Source organism: Rhodosalinus halophilus (assembly GCF_003298775.1).
GTDB lineage: Bacteria > Pseudomonadota > Alphaproteobacteria > Rhodobacterales > Rhodobacteraceae > Rhodosalinus > Rhodosalinus halophilus.
On sequence record NZ_QNTQ01000008.1, the window covers coordinates 19,254 to 33,742 of the forward strand.

The 14,489-nt window shown below is 69.2% G+C and carries 13 protein-coding genes and 1 tRNA gene; 6 read left to right on the top strand and 8 right to left on the bottom strand.

What is annotated here, in order from left to right; all coding sequences use genetic code 11:
- Positions 1 to 363: 363 nt before the first annotated feature.
- The 3 genes from DRV85_RS09575 (at position 364) to DRV85_RS18985 (ending at position 2,869) form a co-directional block, all read left to right on the top strand.
- Positions 364 to 615, top strand: a complete 252-nt coding sequence (locus DRV85_RS09575; RefSeq protein WP_158540136.1) for a hypothetical protein — start codon at positions 364 to 366, stop codon at positions 613 to 615.
- Positions 519 to 2,375 carry an AAA domain-containing protein gene (locus DRV85_RS09580; RefSeq protein ID WP_199525893.1) on the top strand — a complete coding sequence of 619 codons (1,857 nt, stop codon included), beginning with the start codon at positions 519 to 521 and terminating at the stop codon, positions 2,373 to 2,375. The genes DRV85_RS09575 and DRV85_RS09580 overlap by 97 nt, the downstream gene beginning before the upstream one ends.
- A 152-nt stretch (positions 2,376 to 2,527) precedes the next feature.
- Entirely contained in the window at positions 2,528 to 2,869 is a 342-nt protein-coding gene (locus tag DRV85_RS18985; protein WP_147238825.1) for a hypothetical protein, read from the top strand.
- 81 nt (positions 2,870 to 2,950) lie between these two features.
- Here DRV85_RS18985 and DRV85_RS09585 read toward each other — a convergent pair.
- Positions 2,951 to 3,025: transfer RNA gene (locus DRV85_RS09585), tRNA-Asn, on the bottom strand.
- Positions 3,026 to 3,083: 58 nt separating this feature from the next.
- Complete coding sequence (locus tag DRV85_RS09590; RefSeq protein WP_113289241.1) at positions 3,084 to 4,016, bottom strand: MBL fold metallo-hydrolase; 933 nt, start codon at positions 4,014 to 4,016, stop codon at positions 3,084 to 3,086.
- A gap of 39 nt (positions 4,017 to 4,055) precedes the next feature.
- Between DRV85_RS09590 and DRV85_RS09595 the strand changes: the two genes are divergently transcribed.
- Complete coding sequence (locus DRV85_RS09595) at positions 4,056 to 5,363, top strand: ATP-binding protein (protein WP_113289242.1); 1,308 nt, start codon at positions 4,056 to 4,058, stop codon at positions 5,361 to 5,363.
- A 75-nt stretch (positions 5,364 to 5,438) separates the two neighbouring features.
- Here DRV85_RS09595 and DRV85_RS09600 read toward each other — a convergent pair whose 3' ends face one another.
- The 6 genes from DRV85_RS09600 to DRV85_RS09625 form a co-directional block, all read right to left on the bottom strand.
- Positions 5,439 to 7,067, bottom strand: coding sequence for an AMP-binding protein (locus DRV85_RS09600; RefSeq protein ID WP_113289243.1), 1,629 nt, complete (start codon positions 7,065 to 7,067; stop codon positions 5,439 to 5,441).
- A 42-nt stretch (positions 7,068 to 7,109) separates the two neighbouring features.
- Positions 7,110 to 8,246, bottom strand: a complete 1,137-nt coding sequence (locus DRV85_RS09605) for an acyl-CoA dehydrogenase family protein (protein WP_113289244.1) — start codon at positions 8,244 to 8,246, stop codon at positions 7,110 to 7,112.
- 101 nt (positions 8,247 to 8,347) lie between these two features.
- Entirely contained in the window at positions 8,348 to 9,160 is an 813-nt protein-coding gene (locus DRV85_RS09610; RefSeq protein ID WP_113289245.1) for an enoyl-CoA hydratase family protein, read from the bottom strand.
- Complete coding sequence (locus tag DRV85_RS09615; RefSeq protein WP_113289246.1) at positions 9,138 to 9,641, bottom strand: MarR family winged helix-turn-helix transcriptional regulator; 504 nt, start codon at positions 9,639 to 9,641, stop codon at positions 9,138 to 9,140. Before DRV85_RS09615 ends, DRV85_RS09610 begins: the two co-directional genes overlap by 23 nt.
- Positions 9,638 to 10,384, bottom strand: coding sequence for an SDR family NAD(P)-dependent oxidoreductase (locus DRV85_RS09620; protein WP_113289247.1), 747 nt, complete (start codon positions 10,382 to 10,384; stop codon positions 9,638 to 9,640). The genes DRV85_RS09615 and DRV85_RS09620 overlap by 4 nt, the downstream gene beginning before the upstream one ends.
- Complete coding sequence (locus DRV85_RS09625; protein WP_113289248.1) at positions 10,381 to 12,672, bottom strand: bifunctional salicylyl-CoA 5-hydroxylase/oxidoreductase; 2,292 nt, start codon at positions 12,670 to 12,672, stop codon at positions 10,381 to 10,383. The genes DRV85_RS09620 and DRV85_RS09625 overlap by 4 nt, the downstream gene beginning before the upstream one ends.
- A 136-nt stretch (positions 12,673 to 12,808) precedes the next feature.
- On the opposite strand from DRV85_RS09625, the gene DRV85_RS09630 reads away from it, so the two are divergent.
- Together DRV85_RS09630 and DRV85_RS09635 are read left to right on the top strand one after the other, a co-directional pair.
- Positions 12,809 to 13,204 (top strand): RidA family protein, encoded by a 396-nt coding sequence (locus DRV85_RS09630; RefSeq protein ID WP_113289249.1) that lies wholly within the window; start codon positions 12,809 to 12,811, stop codon positions 13,202 to 13,204.
- A gap of 73 nt (positions 13,205 to 13,277) precedes the next feature.
- Positions 13,278 to 14,417 (top strand): ABC transporter substrate-binding protein, encoded by a 1,140-nt coding sequence (locus DRV85_RS09635; RefSeq protein WP_113289250.1) that lies wholly within the window; start codon positions 13,278 to 13,280, stop codon positions 14,415 to 14,417.
- The last annotated feature ends 72 nt before the right edge of the window (positions 14,418 to 14,489 follow it).

The following is a 14,489-nucleotide window of genomic DNA, read 5'->3' on the forward strand; positions in this document are numbered from 1 at the left end:
TGACGGTGGACAAGAGCCGGCCCGAGAGGCGCTGTCTTCGACGGATCGCGCCTCGGCGACGGGGCCGCGATCGGTGGCACGCGCGGCCGGCGTTCCTGGTTGCCAGGCCGCTGGACAACGGGGCAAGACACCACAATACTGCAGCCTGTGATTGCAACGACCTTTCATCGAGTTCCGTCATGCACGTCCTGATCCGCAATCGCCGGCGGGGCCGCGCGCTGATCGGAATCGGCCTGGTCTCCTCGTCGCTTCCGCTATTGCGGACCGGCACGGCCTTTCCCTTTGACAGCGGGCATTGCGCACTGAATGCAACGCGGTGCGCTGCGCCGCGGGGAGTTCTGTAGTTCGCGCATGTCATTGCTGATGGGGAGCATCGAGGGCTTTCCGCGGGGGCGCACGACGGAGCAGTTGCTGGCGCTGCTGGCTGTCGATTTCGATCCGCTGCGCCGCGCCGCGGTCGTCGCGGAGCTCGGCGAGCTGGCCCGTCAGGGCGCCATTCGGCGGGGCAGGGACGGGCGGTGGCGAGCGACGGCCCAGAGCCGTGCCGTGCAGGAGGGCCCGCCCGAGCCTGCCGAATCGGGCGCGACGGGTCCCTCTTCGACCTGGCGAATCTGACGCCGGGCGCCGGGCGGGTGATGCTGCGCGACCAATACCGTTCCGCGCCCCGCATCGTGGACTACATCAGCCGCCAGTTCTACGGCGGCCGGCTTCGCGCGGCCGGCGACGTCGATCGCCTGAAGACGCCGGCTACCGCGCGGCCCGGTCTCGCCTGGACGGATGTCTCCGCGCGGAACGCACCGCAGACCGGTAACGTCAACCCGGCTGAAACGAGGGCCATCGTCGCGCATCTCGAGGCGTTGCTGAGTGACGAAGGCTACGACGGCAGCGTGGGCGTCATCACGCCCTTTCGTCCGCAGGCCGTGGCGATCGACGAGGCCGTGCGCGCGTCGCTCTCTGCGAAGGCTCTCGAAAAGGCCGCGTTCCGCGCCGGCACGGTGGACAGCTTCCAGGGGCAGGAGCGCGACCTGATCCTCTTCTCGCCCTGCCTTGGCCCGGCCAGCGCCGCCTCTGCCGTGCAGTTCGTGCAGGACGATCCCGGCGCCGAGAGCTACGATCTCGTCCGCGCAGAGGAGACCCTTCCCGCCGGCCGGCGCTACCGCAGTCCCGCGCCCGCGCGGCTCAGCCTTCAGCCGGGGCAGGACAGGATTGCGGTCTATCTCTTCAAGGAGGCGGAGCCATGGCCGCGCAAGGCCACCGTGGAGCTCGGCACAACCGTGTCGCGGGCCGCGCCGATCGACCTCTGGGTCGAGCAGATGCCGGTGGCGGGCAGCGCGCAGATCCTGCTGCGCTCACCGGCCCTCGCGAAGCAGCACACGGTGGACTGGGGCGCGGCCGAGGAGATTCACCAGGACTGGGACAGGCTCGTCAAGGAGCTCGCAACGCCGGTCCCGACGATCCCTTCGCGGCTGGTTCTGCCCTGCGGGATGCAGGCCTGGCACGACAGTCCTCGGGCACCGGGCCTCTTGTCTCTCCTGTCGCAAAACGTGGACCGCCGCCGCGTGGACTGGGACAGCCTCGCGGCGCGGCTGGCCTCACGTCCCGAGGGCAGATACTGTATCTCCAGCGACGGAGAGCTTCCGGGCGCTGTTCCCGAGCCGGCCCGGGCGGAACTGACGCGGCTGACAGAGCGGGCGATCGGGGAGCTGGAGGAACAGATCGCGGGCCGCGCCGCCCCCGACACCGGCCCGCTGAAGTTCCTAACCTGGCAATTCCGGCTCTGTCCGCCATCGGTGGCCGACAATCTGATCGCCGCGCTCGAGGGAGACAGCGCGGTGAGCAGGCTTTTCTCACATCCGTCGCATTGGAAACTGGCGCTGCAGGGGCTCGGGCGGATCGCGGGCTCGGCCGCGCAGGAGCGGGCAGCGCTCGGCGCGCTTCTGCGCCGGACGCCCGCGCGCTGGAACTGGCAGCGCGAAACCGCCTGCGCGGCCTTCCTGCTGTCGCGCTCGGAGACCGCGCCCAGCTTCCTCGCGCGATCCGACGTCGAGGTGCTCGTCGCGCGGGTGGTCGCAGAGTTCCGCGACAATCGCGGCACTGAATACACGACGTTCTTCTACGCGCCGTTCCTCCTCGTCGGCCTCCTGCGCTGGCGTCTGGTGGATCGCTACGCACTGGTCGCAGGCCGCGATCCGGCCGCGGACAGGCTGGACGACGCGATCAACGCTACGCTGCCCGACCTCCGGCGGGCGGCCGAAAGAAAGCCCGCTCTAGGGAAATACCTGAAAATCCTCGAGGATGCGCGGGACGAGTTGCGCGGCGAAGGGGCCAATCCGGAGCTGCTCATGGACATCTACGGCAGCGCGTCGACCGGGTGAGCCCGCGCGATCTGGCCATGACAGGGGGAGCGAAAGCTGGAGATCACGACAGGCCTGATCGCGGAGCGGCCCTGGATCGGTCTGATCCTCGACCTGCAAGAGACCCAGGAGATCACGCGACCGGGACACGTCACCGGGACTGTTTCGAACCGATGGCCAAGGGCAGCGCGGCTGCCCAGCGGATCGCGCGCCTCGTCAATGCCTGCGCCGCGTCTCGCCGAAGGGTCGACGGGCAGGTCTGGCAGCCTCGGCACAGAATGCGCGGCGCAACGATCGACCGGACCCCCGGCCATCCGGTGCTGAGGGTGGCCGAGCTGCCGTGCCGATCGAGAGCGATTAACGGCTTCCGGATGCCTTGCACCGCCTCCCTGATGCCGGCCAACTCCTCCACGGCGCTCGGCAATTCCTCACCCCTTCGATTCTCGGTTTCTCTCGGTCGATCCACGATCAATCCCGGCAAGGCAGCCGAGGTCATCGGAGCCCGGTCCCGGTGACAAATCGGGCAACAGCGGCCGGGCGTGACCCAAGTCCGCCTGACCGTCCTTACGGCAAGGGAGTGATTATGGGATATTGTCTGGCTCCGGCGGCAGGATTCGAACCTGCGACCAATTGATTAACAGTCAACTGCTCTACCACTGAGCTACGCCGGAGCGGTGACTGGCCTATAGCAAGGGCGGCGCGGCGCGTCCAGAGCCTGCGGCCGGTTTTTCACGCCGCTCCCGTCGGGTGGAACTCTGCCTCGGCCGAGAGCGGGCCGGCCGGGCGGACGAGGCCCCGGCCGGCCAGATCGACGAGATGGGCGAAGACGTTGCGTGCCGCCGCGGGGAGCAGTGCGGGCGGGGTGTCGGCGTAGATCCGGCGGGCGAGCGCATCAGGGCTGCCGGGCGCCTCGGCAAGCGCGGCGCGAATCTGCGCTTCGCGGCTGCGGCGGTGGGCGATCAGCCAGTCGAGGCGCGCCGCGGGATCCTCGACCGGCGCGCCGTGGCCGGGATGGAAGCTCTGCCAGCGCACGGACGCGAGGCGCGCGCAGGAGGCCATGAAATCGGTGAGATCGCCGTCGGGCGGCGAGACCAGCGAACTCGCCCATCCCATCACCAGATCGCCGGTGAAGAGCGCCTCCGCCTCGCGCCAGGCGAAGCACATGTGATTGCCGAAATGCCCCGGCGTGTGCAGCGCGGCCAGCCGCCAGCCGTCCCCCTCGACCTCCGCCGCGTCGGCCAGTGCGATGTCCGGCGCGAAGCCTGCATCCACCCCCTCGCCGCCGCCGGCGAGACCCTCCGCCGCGAGCCGGCGCATCACCGCGCTCCGCCCCGAACGGGCGTCGCCGAAGGCCAGCACCGGCGCGCCGGTCGCGTCGCTCAGTCGCCGGGCGAGCGGCGCGTGGTCGAGATGGGCGTGGGTCACGAGAATATGGGTGATGTGCTGCTCCGGCCGCAGAGCGTCGAGGATCGCCTCCAGATGCGCAGGCTGGTCGGGGCCCGGGTCGATCACGGCGAGGCCGCGCTGGCCCAGGAGATAGGTGTTCGTCCCCCAGAAGGTCATCGGCGAGGGGTTGGGCGCGAGGATGCGGCGCAGCCCCGGCGCGAGGGTGACGGGAACGCCGGCGCGCGGCGCCTCGGGGCCGGTTTGCTGCTGGGTCATTGCGCTTCCGCTTTCCGACATCGGCGCCTAGGTTTAGGCATGTTCTTCGGCTGGCTCAAACGCTACGTGCCGCGCGGACTCTACGGCCGCGCCGCGCTGATCCTGATCCTTCCCGTCGTCACGCTGCAACTCGTGGTCTCTGTGGTCTTCGTGCAGCGACACTTCGAGGGGGTGACCGAGCAGCTGACCCGCGGCGTCGCGCTGGAGCTTCGGCTCGTGCTCGACCGGCTCGAGGCCGCCGGCTGGCAGGAGGCCGGGCAGGTGGCCGGGGCCTTGCGGTATCGTCTGCGGCCCGTTTCCGCCGGTGCGGTTCCGGCCGACGACAGCCTGCGCTTCTACGATTTCTCCGGCCGTGTCGTGATCCGCGAGCTCGACGCGCGGCTGCCGGGTTTTCTCGCGCTCGAGCTGCCCGACGATTTCGACGTCACGCTCTACGCGGCGAGCGCGCGTGGGCCGGTGGCGCTCGACTTCGAGCGCGAGCGGGTGTCGGCCTCGAATCCGCACCAGCTTCTGGTGAACATGGTGGTCTTCGGCGTGATCTTCACGGTGATCGCCTTTCTCTACCTGCGCAACCAGCTGCGGCCGATCACGCGGCTGGCGGAGGCGGCCGAGGCCTTCGGGCGGGGCCAGGTGCTGCCCTACAAGCCCTCGGGCGCCGTCGAGGTGCGCGCGGCGGGCCGCGCCTTTCTCGACATGCGGGAGCGGATCGAGCGGCATATCGAGCAGCGCACCATGATGCTCTCGGGCATCAGCCACGACCTGCGCACGCCGCTCACGCGCCTGCGGCTGGGGCTCAGCATGCTCGACGCAGAGGACCGCGCCCCGCTCGAGCGCGACGTGGAGGACATCGAGCGCCTGGTGGACGAGTTCCTCAGCTTCGCCCGGGGTGAGGCGGTCGCGGGCGAGGCGGTGGCGACCGATCCGCTGGCGCTGGTGCGCGAGGTCGTGGAGGATGCGGCGCGCAGCGGCGCGCCGGTCACGCTGGCCGAAGTCGAGGCGGCGGGGCAGGTGGCGCTCCGCCCGCTCGCCGTGCGCCGGGCGCTGGAGAACCTGATCGCCAACGCGGTGCGCTACGCCACGCGCGCCGAGGTCTCGGTGACGGCCAAGGGCGACATGCTGTGCATCGCGGTGGAGGACGACGGCCCCGGCATCCCGCCCGAGCGACGCGCAGAGGCGCTCAAGCCCTTCGCCAGGCTCGATCCCGCGCGCAACCAGGACCGGGGAACCGGCGTGGGGCTGGGCCTCGCGATCGCGGCGGATGTGGCGCGCGCCCATGGCGGTGCGCTGAAGCTGGCCGAGAGCGCGCGGCTGGGCGGTCTGCGGGCGGAGCTCCGCCTCGCCCGTTAGAGTCCTTGGGGGCAGGCCCGACCGGCGTGCCGGTGCAGCCGCGACACGAAGCGCGCCGAACGAGCTGCTGCGCGCTCAGCGCCCCTCGCGCAGCTTGAAGCGCTGCACCTTGCCGGTCTGGGTCTTGGGCAGCGCGTCGCAGAAGACGACCCGGCGCGGATACTTGTAGGGCGCGATGGTCGCCTTCACGAAGTCCTGCAGGGTCTTGACCATCGCCTCGTCGCCCGTTGCGCCCTCGGCCAGGACCACATGCGCCTCGACGATGGCGCCGCGGTCGGGGTCCGGGGCGCCGATCACGGCGCATTCCGCCACCGCGTCGTGCTTGAGCAGCGCGGCCTCCACTTCCGGCCCGGCGATGTTGTAGCCCGACGAGATGATCATGTCGTCCGAGCGCGCGGCGAAATGGAAATAGCCGTCTTCGTCCTGAAAGAAGGTGTCGCCGGTGATGTTCCAGCCGTCCTGCACGTAGTCACGCTGGCGCGGGTCGGCCATGTAGCGGCAGCCGGTGGGCCCCTTTACCGCGAGCCTTCCGGGGATCCCGCGCTCGACCTCGTTCATCTCGTCGTCGACGATCTTCGCCTCGTAGCCCGTGACCGGAAACCCGGTGCAGGCGGGCTTCGCGTCACCCAGGCGGTTGGAGATGAAGATGTGCAGCATCTCCGTCGCGCCGATCCCGTCGAGCAGCGGCTTGCCCGTGCGCCGCATCCAGTCCTCGAAGACGGGGCCGGGCAGGGTCTCGCCCGCCGAGACGGCGCAGCGCAGGGACGACAGGTCGGCGCCGTCCTCCATCGCGCGCAGCATGGCGAGATAGGCCGTGGGCGCGGTGAAGCAGACCGTCGCGCGATAGCGCTCGATGATCTCGATGAGGTTGGGCGGCGAGGCGGTCTCGAGCAGCGCCGCCGCCGCGCCGAAGCGCAGCGGGAACACCGCGAGCCCGCCGAGGCCGAAGGTGAAGGCCAGCGGCGGCGAGCCCACGAAGATGTCCTCGGGCGTGACCTTCAGCACCTCCTTCGCGTAGCCGTCCGCGATGATCAGGATGTCGCGGTGGAAATGCATCGTGGCCTTGGGCTGGCCGGTGGTGCCGGAGGTGAAGCCCAGCAGCGCCACGTCGTCGCGCCCGGTGCGCACCGCCTCGAACCGCACCGGTTTGTCGAGCGCCGCGCGGTCCAGCTCGGCGTCGTGGCTCGCGGTGCCGTCGAAGCCCACCACCGTCTCGAGCGTGCGCGAGTCCTTCGCGCAGGTCACGAGATCGTCCATCAGACGCGTGTCGCACAGCGCGAGCGTGACCTCGGCCTTGTCCACGATCTTGCCCAGCTCGCCGGCGCGCAGCATCGGCATGGTGTTGACGACGACCGCTCCCGCCTTGGTCGCAGCCAGCCAGCAGGCCACCATCGCGGGATTGTTTGCAGAGCGGATCAGCACGCGGTTTCCGGGCCTTACGCCGTAGTCTTCCACCAGTGCGCGGGCCAGGCGGTTGGTCCAGTCGGCGAGTTCCTTGTAGGTCCGCCGCCGCCCGTTGCCGATGAGGGCGGTGTGATCGCCGAAGCCCTTTTCCACCATTCGGTCGGTGAGTTCGACGCCGACGTTGAGCCAATCGGGATAGTCGAAGCCGTCGAGCCGCATCTCCGGCCATTCCCCGAAGGGCGGCAGGTTGTCGCGCGCGAAGGTGTCCTCGTGGCCGCTCGGTCCCAGCTCGATGCTCATGGTTCGCTCCCCCCGTTGCGTTGGCCGCGTTCTTGGCGTGTCTCAGCCCATGGTCTGGCGCGCGATGATGATCTTCTGCACGTCGCTCGCGCCCTCGTAAATCCTGAGCGCGCGAATCTCGCGATACAGGCTCTCGACGATCTCGCCCGACTTCACGCCGTCGCCGCCGTGCAGCTGCACGGCCTGGTCGATGACCTTCTGTGCGGTCTCGGTCGCGTGCAGCTTGGCCATCGCGGCCTCGCGGCTCACCCGCGCGGCGCCCATGTCCTTCGTCCAGGCCGCGCGATAGACGAGCAGCGCCGAGGCGTCGACGCCCAGCGCCATCTCGGCGATGTGGCCCTGCACCATCTGAAGCTCGGCCAGCTTCGCGCCGCCCACCTCGCGGGCCGTGACCCGCGCCACCGCCTCGTCGAGCGCGCGGCGCGCAAAGCCCAGCGCCGCGGCCCCCACGGTGGAGCGGAAGACGTCGAGCACCGACATGGCGATGGCGAAGCCGCGGCCGCCTTCGCCGATCCTTGCATCGGCGGGCAGCTTCACACCGTCGAAGGAGAGCCGCGCCAGCGGATGCGGCGCGATCACCTCAAGCCGCTCCGCGACCGTCAGGCCCGGCGTGTCGGCGGGGACGAGAAAGGCCGAGAGCCCCTTGGCGCCCGGCGCCTCGCCGGTGCGGGCGAAGACGGTGTAGACATCGGCGATCCCGCCGTTGGAAATCCAGGTCTTCTCCCCGTCGAGCCGCCAGCCGTCGCCCTCGGGCGTCGCGGTCATCGCCGTGTTGGCCACGTCGGAGCCGCTCGCCGGCTCGGTCAGCGCGAAGGCCGAGATCGCCTCGCCCGCCCGCGTCCTTTCCAGCCAGGCGCGCTGGTCGGGCGTGCCGAAGAGCGAGACCGCGCCCATCCCCAGGCCCTGCATCGCGAAGGCGAAATCTGCGAGCCCGTCATGCCGCGCGAGCGTCTCGCGGATGAGGCAGAGCGCGCGCACGTCGAGCGTCTCGCCCTCGGCCGCGCCCGAGTGGCGCAGGAAGCCCGCCGCGCCGAGATCGGCCACCAGCTTGCGGCAGGCGGCGTCGACGTCCGAATGATCAACCGGGAGGTTGGCCGCGCACCACGCGTCCAGCCGTTCGGCCAACGCGCGGTGACGATCCTCGAAAAACGGCCAGCGAAGGAAACTCTCGTCTGCCATGTCCCTGTCGTGTCCTTTGCGGTGAGCGGCGTTTTTTTCGTATGAAAGATCGCCGCGGTCTCTGTGACGCCCGCGAAGAGTTTTCGATCGAAAATTCTTCTTCAGTCTCCCTGGAAGACCGGCTTTTCCTTCGCTGCGAAGGCGCGGTAGGCGCGCCGGAAATCCTCGGTCTGCATGCAGATCGCCTGTGCCTGCGCCTCCGCCTCGATCGCCTGATCGAGGCCCATCGACCATTCCTGATTGAGCTGCGTCTTGGTCATCATGTGCGCGAAGTTCGGCCCCGCCGCGATCTTCGCAGCCAGCGCCAGCGCTTCCTCCTCCAGCTTGTCGGCCGGGTGAAGCGCGTTGAAGAAGCCCCAGTTCAGCCCCTCCTCGGCCGACATCGACCGGCCGGTGTAGAGCAGTTCGGCCGCCCGGCCCTGGCCGATGATGCGGGGCAGCATCGCGCAGGCGCCCATGTCGCAGCCCGCCAGCCCGACACGGGTGAACAGGAAGGCCGTCTTCGCCTCGGGCGTGCCCAGGCGCAGGTCCGAGGCCATGGCGACGATCGCTCCCGCTCCGGCGCAGACGCCGTCCACCGCCGCGATCACGGGCTTGCCGCAATGGATCATGGCCTTGACCAGATCCCCGGTCATCCGCGTGAAGGCCAAAAGATCCTTCATGTCCATCTCGGTGAGCGGGCCGATGATGTCGTGCACGTCGCCGCCGGACGAGAAGTTTCCAGCGTTCGAGGCGAAGATCACTACGTCCACGTCCTCGGCGTAGGCCAGCGCGCGAAAGGTGTCGCGCAGCTCGGCGTAGCTGTCGAAGGTGAGCGGGTTCTTGCGGTCCGGCCGGTTCAGCCGGATCGTCGCGACCCCGTCCGCGCAGCGCCACTGGAAGTGCGTGGGCTCAATCCCGGCCATCCGCGTCATGCTGGTCTCTCCCTATGCGTGCGAGCAGCTCGATCGCCGGATCGAGCTCCTCGGCTGTGATGTCCTTCAAGAGTTCGTTCACCCGCGCTTCGTGCCAGCCCGCCATCTCCGCGAAGCGGGCGCGCCCGTCCTCGGTCAGCCGCACGCGCATCGCGCGGCGGTCGCCCTCGACGCGCAGGCGCTCGACGTGGCCCTCGCCGGCGAGCCGCTCGACGATGCCGGTGACGTTGCCGTTCGAGACCTTGAGCATTGCGGAAAGCTCGCTCATGCGCAGGCCGGCGGGCCGGCGGTAGAGCGCGGCCAGCACGTCGAAGCGGGGCAGGGTGCTGTCGTGCTCGGTCCTGAGTTCGTCGCGCAGCCGCGCCTCGATGTGGCGCGTGGCTTCGAGCATGCGCAGCCACAGGCGCAGCCGCTGTTTGGAGAGGGGCGCACGCGCCGCCTCCTCCGCCCTGTCGGGCGTCCTCGGCTCCGGCGCGCTCATGTCTCGCCTCCGGAGATCGAGATCGCCTGCCCGGTGATGCCGTCGGAGCCCGGCCCGCAGAGCCACAGCGCGGCGGCGGTGACCTCTTCGGGGCGGATCAACCGCTTCTGCGGGCTGTTCTTCGCCAGCTCCGCGCGTGCCTCCGTCTCGCTCATGCCGGTCTTCTCGACGATGTTGGCCACGCTTCGGTCGGTCATCTCGGTGTCGAGAAAGCCGGGGCAGAGGGCGTTGACGGTGACGTTGGACCGCGCGGCCTCGAGCGCCGCGGCGCGCACCAGGCCCACGACCCCGTGCTTGGCGGCCGTGTAGGCGGTGACGTAGGGGTAGCCCTTGAGCCCCGAGGTCGAGGCCACGGCGATAAGGCGGCCCCAGTCGGCCTTCCTGAGCCGCGTCCAGCCCTCGCGCAGGGTGTAGAAGACGCCAGTGAGGTTCACCGCGAGCATGTGGTCCCAGAGCGCGTCGTCGGTGCGGTGGAGCGGCGCGCTTTCGGCGGCGCCAGCGTTGGCGACGACGATTTCCGGGCTGCCGGCCGCCTCGAACATGGCCTTGACCGACGCCGGATCGGTCACGTCGCACCGCACGGGGCGGAGGGCAGGGTGGCCCCCGGCCACCTGCTCGAGCGCCTCCATCCGTCGGCCGGCGATCCAGACGGTGGCCCCGGCCGCCGCCAGCCCGCGGGCCAGGTCGGCGCCAAGCCCCGAGCCTCCGCCCGTGACCAGCGCGGTGCGGCCCTCCAGCGTCATACCCGGATGCCCATCCCCTCGCCGCGCTCGGCGAGGCGCATCAGCTGGTTGCGCCCCTCGAGGTAGGGCAGCGGCCATTCCTCCTCGGTGTCGCCCAGGGCGGCCGCCGCGTGCAGCGTCCAGTAGGGATCGGCCAGATGCGGCCGCGCCAGCGCCACGAGGTCCGCGCGCCCCGCCATCAGGATCGAGTTCACATGGTCGGGCTCGTAGATGTTGCCCACCGCCATGGTGGGCATCTTGAGCTCGTTGCGGATGCGGTCGGAGAAGGGCGTCTGGAACATCCGGCCGAAGAGCGGCTCGCCATGGGTCGAGGTCTGCCCGGTGGAGACGTCGATCATGTCGGCGCCCGCCTCGCGGAACATGCGCGCGATCTCGACGGCCTCCGCCGCGTCCACGCCGCCCTCCTTGACCCAGTCGGTCGCCGAGATGCGCACCGACATCGGCTTGTCCTCCGGCCAGACCGCGCGCATCGCGCGGAAGACCTCGAGCGGATAGCGCATCCGGTTCTCGAGGCTGCCGCCGTATTCGTCGCTGCGCTGGTTCGACAGCGGCGAGATGAAGGACGAGATCAGGTAGCCGTGGCCGGCGTGCAGCTCGGCCATGTCGTAGCCCGCGCGGTTCGCCATCTCGGTCGCGGCGACGAATTCATCGCGCACGCGGTCCATGTCGGCGCGGTCCATTTCGCGCGGGATCTGGCTGCCCTCGGTCCAGGGGATGGGCGAGGGGCCCATGACCGGCCAGTTGCCCTCCTTCAGCGGGTAATGCATGCGCTCCCAGCCCAGCTGGGTCGAGCCCTTGCGCCCCGAGTGGCCGATCTGCATGCAGAGCTTCGCGTCCGTCTCGGCGTGGACGAAATCCGCCAGCCGCTTCCACGCGGCCTCGTGCTCGGGCGCGTAGAGGCCGGGGCATCCGGGGCTGATCCGCCCCTCGGCAGAAACGCAGGCCATCTCGGTGTAGACGAGGCCCGCGCCGCCCTTGGCGCGTTCGGCATAGTGGACGAAATGCCAGTCGGTGGGGCAGCCGTCCACGGCCTTGTATTGCGCCATCGGCGAGACGACGACGCGGTTCTTCAGCCGCATCTCGCGCAGGCGGAAGGGGGCGAACATCGGTGCGCGGTGGCTGCCGTTGTTGCCGGCCTGCGCCTGGAACCATTCCTCCGCCTCGCGCAGCCACTCGGGGTCGCGCAGGCGCAGGTTCTCGTGGCTGATCCGCTGGCTGCGGGTGAGCAGCGAGTAATTGAACTGGATCGGGTCGAAGTCGAGGTAGCGCTCGACCTGCTCGAACCATTCGAGCGAGTTGCGCGCCGCCGACTGAAGGCGCATCACCTCCAGGCGGCGCTCTTCCTGATACCGTTCGAAGGCCGCTTCCATGGTGGGCTCGGAATGCAGGTATTCCGCGAGCGCGATGGCGCTGTCCATGGCAAGGCGCGAGCCCGAACCGATGGAGAAATGCCCCGTCGCCGCCGCGTCGCCCATCAGGACGACGTTCTCGTGATACCACTTCTCGCAGATCACGCGCGGGAAATTCATCCAGACCGCCGAGCCGCGCAGGTGGGCGGCGTTCGACATCAGCTCGTGCCCGTCCAGGTGATCCTTGAAGACCTCGGTGCAGGTGTCGACGATCTCTTCCTTCGTCATGTCCTCGAAACCGAAGTTGTCCCAGGTCTTCTGGTCGGTCTCGACGATGAAGGTCGCCGTGTTCTCGTCGAACTGGTAGGCGTGCGCCCACATCCAGCCGTGCTCGGTCTTCTCGAAGATGAAGGTGAAGGCGTCGTCGAACTTCTGGTGGGTGCCCAGCCAGATGAACTTGCACAGCCGCACGTCGATGTCGGGCTTGAAGACATCCTCGTATTCCTTGCGGACCTTCGAGTTCAGCCCGTCCGCCGCGACGACGAGATCGTATTGCTTGCGGTAGTTCTCGGCCGTGTCGAACTCGGTCTCGAACTTCAGTTCCACGCCCAGCTCGCGCGCGCGCTCCTGCAGCAGGATCAGAAGCTGCTTGCGCCCGATGCCGGCGAAGCCGTGGCCGCCCGAGACGATGCGCGTGTCGCCCTTGATGACGGCGATGTCGTCCCAGTAGGCGAAATGCGACCGGATTGCCTCGGCGCTCTTGGGGTCGTTCTTTTCCAGCCGCGACAGCGCGTCGTCGGAAAGCACCACGCCCCAGCCGAAGGTGTCGTTGGCGCGGTTGCGCTCCAGCACCGTCACCTCGTGCGACGGGTCGCGCAGTTTCATGCTGATCGCGAAGTAGAGCCCCGCGGGCCCTCCGCCCAGACAGATGATCTTCATGGCCGCCTCTCCTCTGGCTGGATCGTGGGCGAGCCTGCCAGCCCGCGCCACATATTTCAAGCCTGAAATTTTAGGCTTGAAATACGTCGCGGCAAGGGGCAGACTGATCCGCGACCGGAAAGCGAGAGGAGGAGCCATGCCCGCGATCACGGTGCACCCCGAAGGCTGGAAGCCCGCCAAGGGTTACGCGAACGGCATGGTGGCAGAGGGCCGCGTGCTCTTCGTCGGCGGACAGATCGGCTGGACCGCCGACCAGGTTTTCGAAGCGAAGGATTTCCTTGGGCAATGCGAGCAGGCGCTGAAGAACATTCGCGCCGTGGTCGAGGCGGCTGGCGGCACGGTCGAGGATATCGCGCGGCTGACCTGGTATGTCACCGACAAGCGTGAATACCTCGCGAAGCAGCGCGAGATGGGGCAGGTCTATCGCTCGGTCATGGGCTATCACTTCCCGGCGATGACGATGGTCGTGGTCTCCGCGCTCGTCGAGGACGAGGCGATGGTCGAGATCGAGGCGACCGCGGTTCTGCCTTGACGGGGCCGGACCGCGCTCCGAAGCTGACGACAGGGCGCCCGGCAAGGCGCTGGCGATAACAGGGAGAGAAAAGATGAAACTTGGCAAAAGCTTGCTGGCCGGTGTTTGCGCGCTGGCGATGGTGCCGGCGGCGCAGGCCGCGGACGTGAAGGTAGGGCTGATCAGCACGCTGTCCGGCGGCGGCGCGGCGCTTGGCGTCGATATCCGCGACGGCTTCCTCCTCGGCATCGAGCATGCGGGCGTGGACAACGTCGAGGTCGTCGTCGAGGACGACCAGCGCAAGCCCGAGGTGGCGGTGCAGGTCGCCGACGAGCTGATCCAGTCCGAAGAGGTCGACATCCTGACCGGCATCGTCTTTTCCAACATCGCGCTCGCCGTGGTTCCTTCGGCGGTGAACCAGGGCAAGTTCTACGTCTCGCCCAACGCGGGGCCCTCGCAGCTCGCCGGGCGCGGCTGCCACCCCAATTACTTCAACGTCTCCTGGCAGAACGACGCGATGCACGAGGCCGCGGGCGCCTATGCCAATGACGCGGGTTATGAAAGCGCCTTCATCATGGCGCCGAACTACCCGGCGGGCCAGGACGGGCTGACGGGCTTCAAGCGCTTCTACGAGGGCGAGGTCGTCTCCGAGGTCTACACCAAGCTCGGGCAGACCGACTACGCCGCCGAGATCGCCCAGATCCGCGCGAGCGAGGCCGACGTCGCCTATTTCTTCCTGCCGGGCGGCATGGGCATCTCGTTCCTCAAGCAGTATGCCGACGCGGGCGTCGACATTCCGCTGATCGGGCCGGGCTTCAGCTTCGACCAGACGATCCTCCCGGCCGTGGGCGACGCGGCCGCGGGCGTGCGCAACACCTCCGAGTGGAGCCCGGACCTCGACAACGCGGCCAACCAGCGCTTCGTCGAGGGCTTCCGCGAAGCCTATGACCGCATCCCGTCGATGTACGCGGCACAGGCCTATGACGCCGCGCAGCTCATCGTCTCGGCGATGGGCAAGGCGGATGTCTCGGACGCCGACGCCTTCCGCGCGGCGCTGCGCGAGGCCGACTTCGACAGTGTCCGCGGCGACTTCGAGTTCGCCCCCAACCAGCACCCGATCCAGGACGTCTACGTCCGCGAGGTCGTGCAGCAGGACGGCGTCTGGACCAACATGATCGTCGGGCCCAGCCTGCAGGACCATTCCGACGTCTACGGCGAAGACTGCAACATGTGATCGCCCGCGCGCCGGGGCGCGAGGATCCCGGCGCGCGGTCCACCCCTGGGGACAGCGGCGGCAGAGCCGCCG

Bases quoted from the DNA above. Each gene is read 5' to 3' on its own strand.
- DRV85_RS09575 (WP_158540136.1), top strand. From the start codon at position 364: ATGGGGAGCATCGAGGGCTTTCCGCGGGGGCGCACGACGGAGCAGTTG.
- DRV85_RS18985 (WP_147238825.1), top strand. From the start codon at position 2,528: ATGGCCAAGGGCAGCGCGGCTGCCCAGCGGATCGCGCGCCTCGTCAAT.
- DRV85_RS09590 (WP_113289241.1), bottom strand. From the start codon at position 4,016: ATGACCCAGCAGCAAACCGGCCCCGAGGCGCCGCGCGCCGGCGTTCCC.
- DRV85_RS09595 (WP_113289242.1), top strand. From the start codon at position 4,056: ATGTTCTTCGGCTGGCTCAAACGCTACGTGCCGCGCGGACTCTACGGC.
- DRV85_RS09600 (WP_113289243.1), bottom strand. From the start codon at position 7,067: ATGAGCATCGAGCTGGGACCGAGCGGCCACGAGGACACCTTCGCGCGC.
- DRV85_RS09605 (WP_113289244.1), bottom strand. From the start codon at position 8,246: ATGGCAGACGAGAGTTTCCTTCGCTGGCCGTTTTTCGAGGATCGTCAC.
- DRV85_RS09610 (WP_113289245.1), bottom strand. From the start codon at position 9,160: ATGACGCGGATGGCCGGGATTGAGCCCACGCACTTCCAGTGGCGCTGC.
- DRV85_RS09615 (WP_113289246.1), bottom strand. From the start codon at position 9,641: ATGAGCGCGCCGGAGCCGAGGACGCCCGACAGGGCGGAGGAGGCGGCG.
- DRV85_RS09620 (WP_113289247.1), bottom strand. From the start codon at position 10,384: ATGACGCTGGAGGGCCGCACCGCGCTGGTCACGGGCGGAGGCTCGGGG.
- DRV85_RS09625 (WP_113289248.1), bottom strand. From the start codon at position 12,672: ATGAAGATCATCTGTCTGGGCGGAGGGCCCGCGGGGCTCTACTTCGCG.
- DRV85_RS09630 (WP_113289249.1), top strand. From the start codon at position 12,809: ATGCCCGCGATCACGGTGCACCCCGAAGGCTGGAAGCCCGCCAAGGGT.
- DRV85_RS09635 (WP_113289250.1), top strand. From the start codon at position 13,278: ATGAAACTTGGCAAAAGCTTGCTGGCCGGTGTTTGCGCGCTGGCGATG.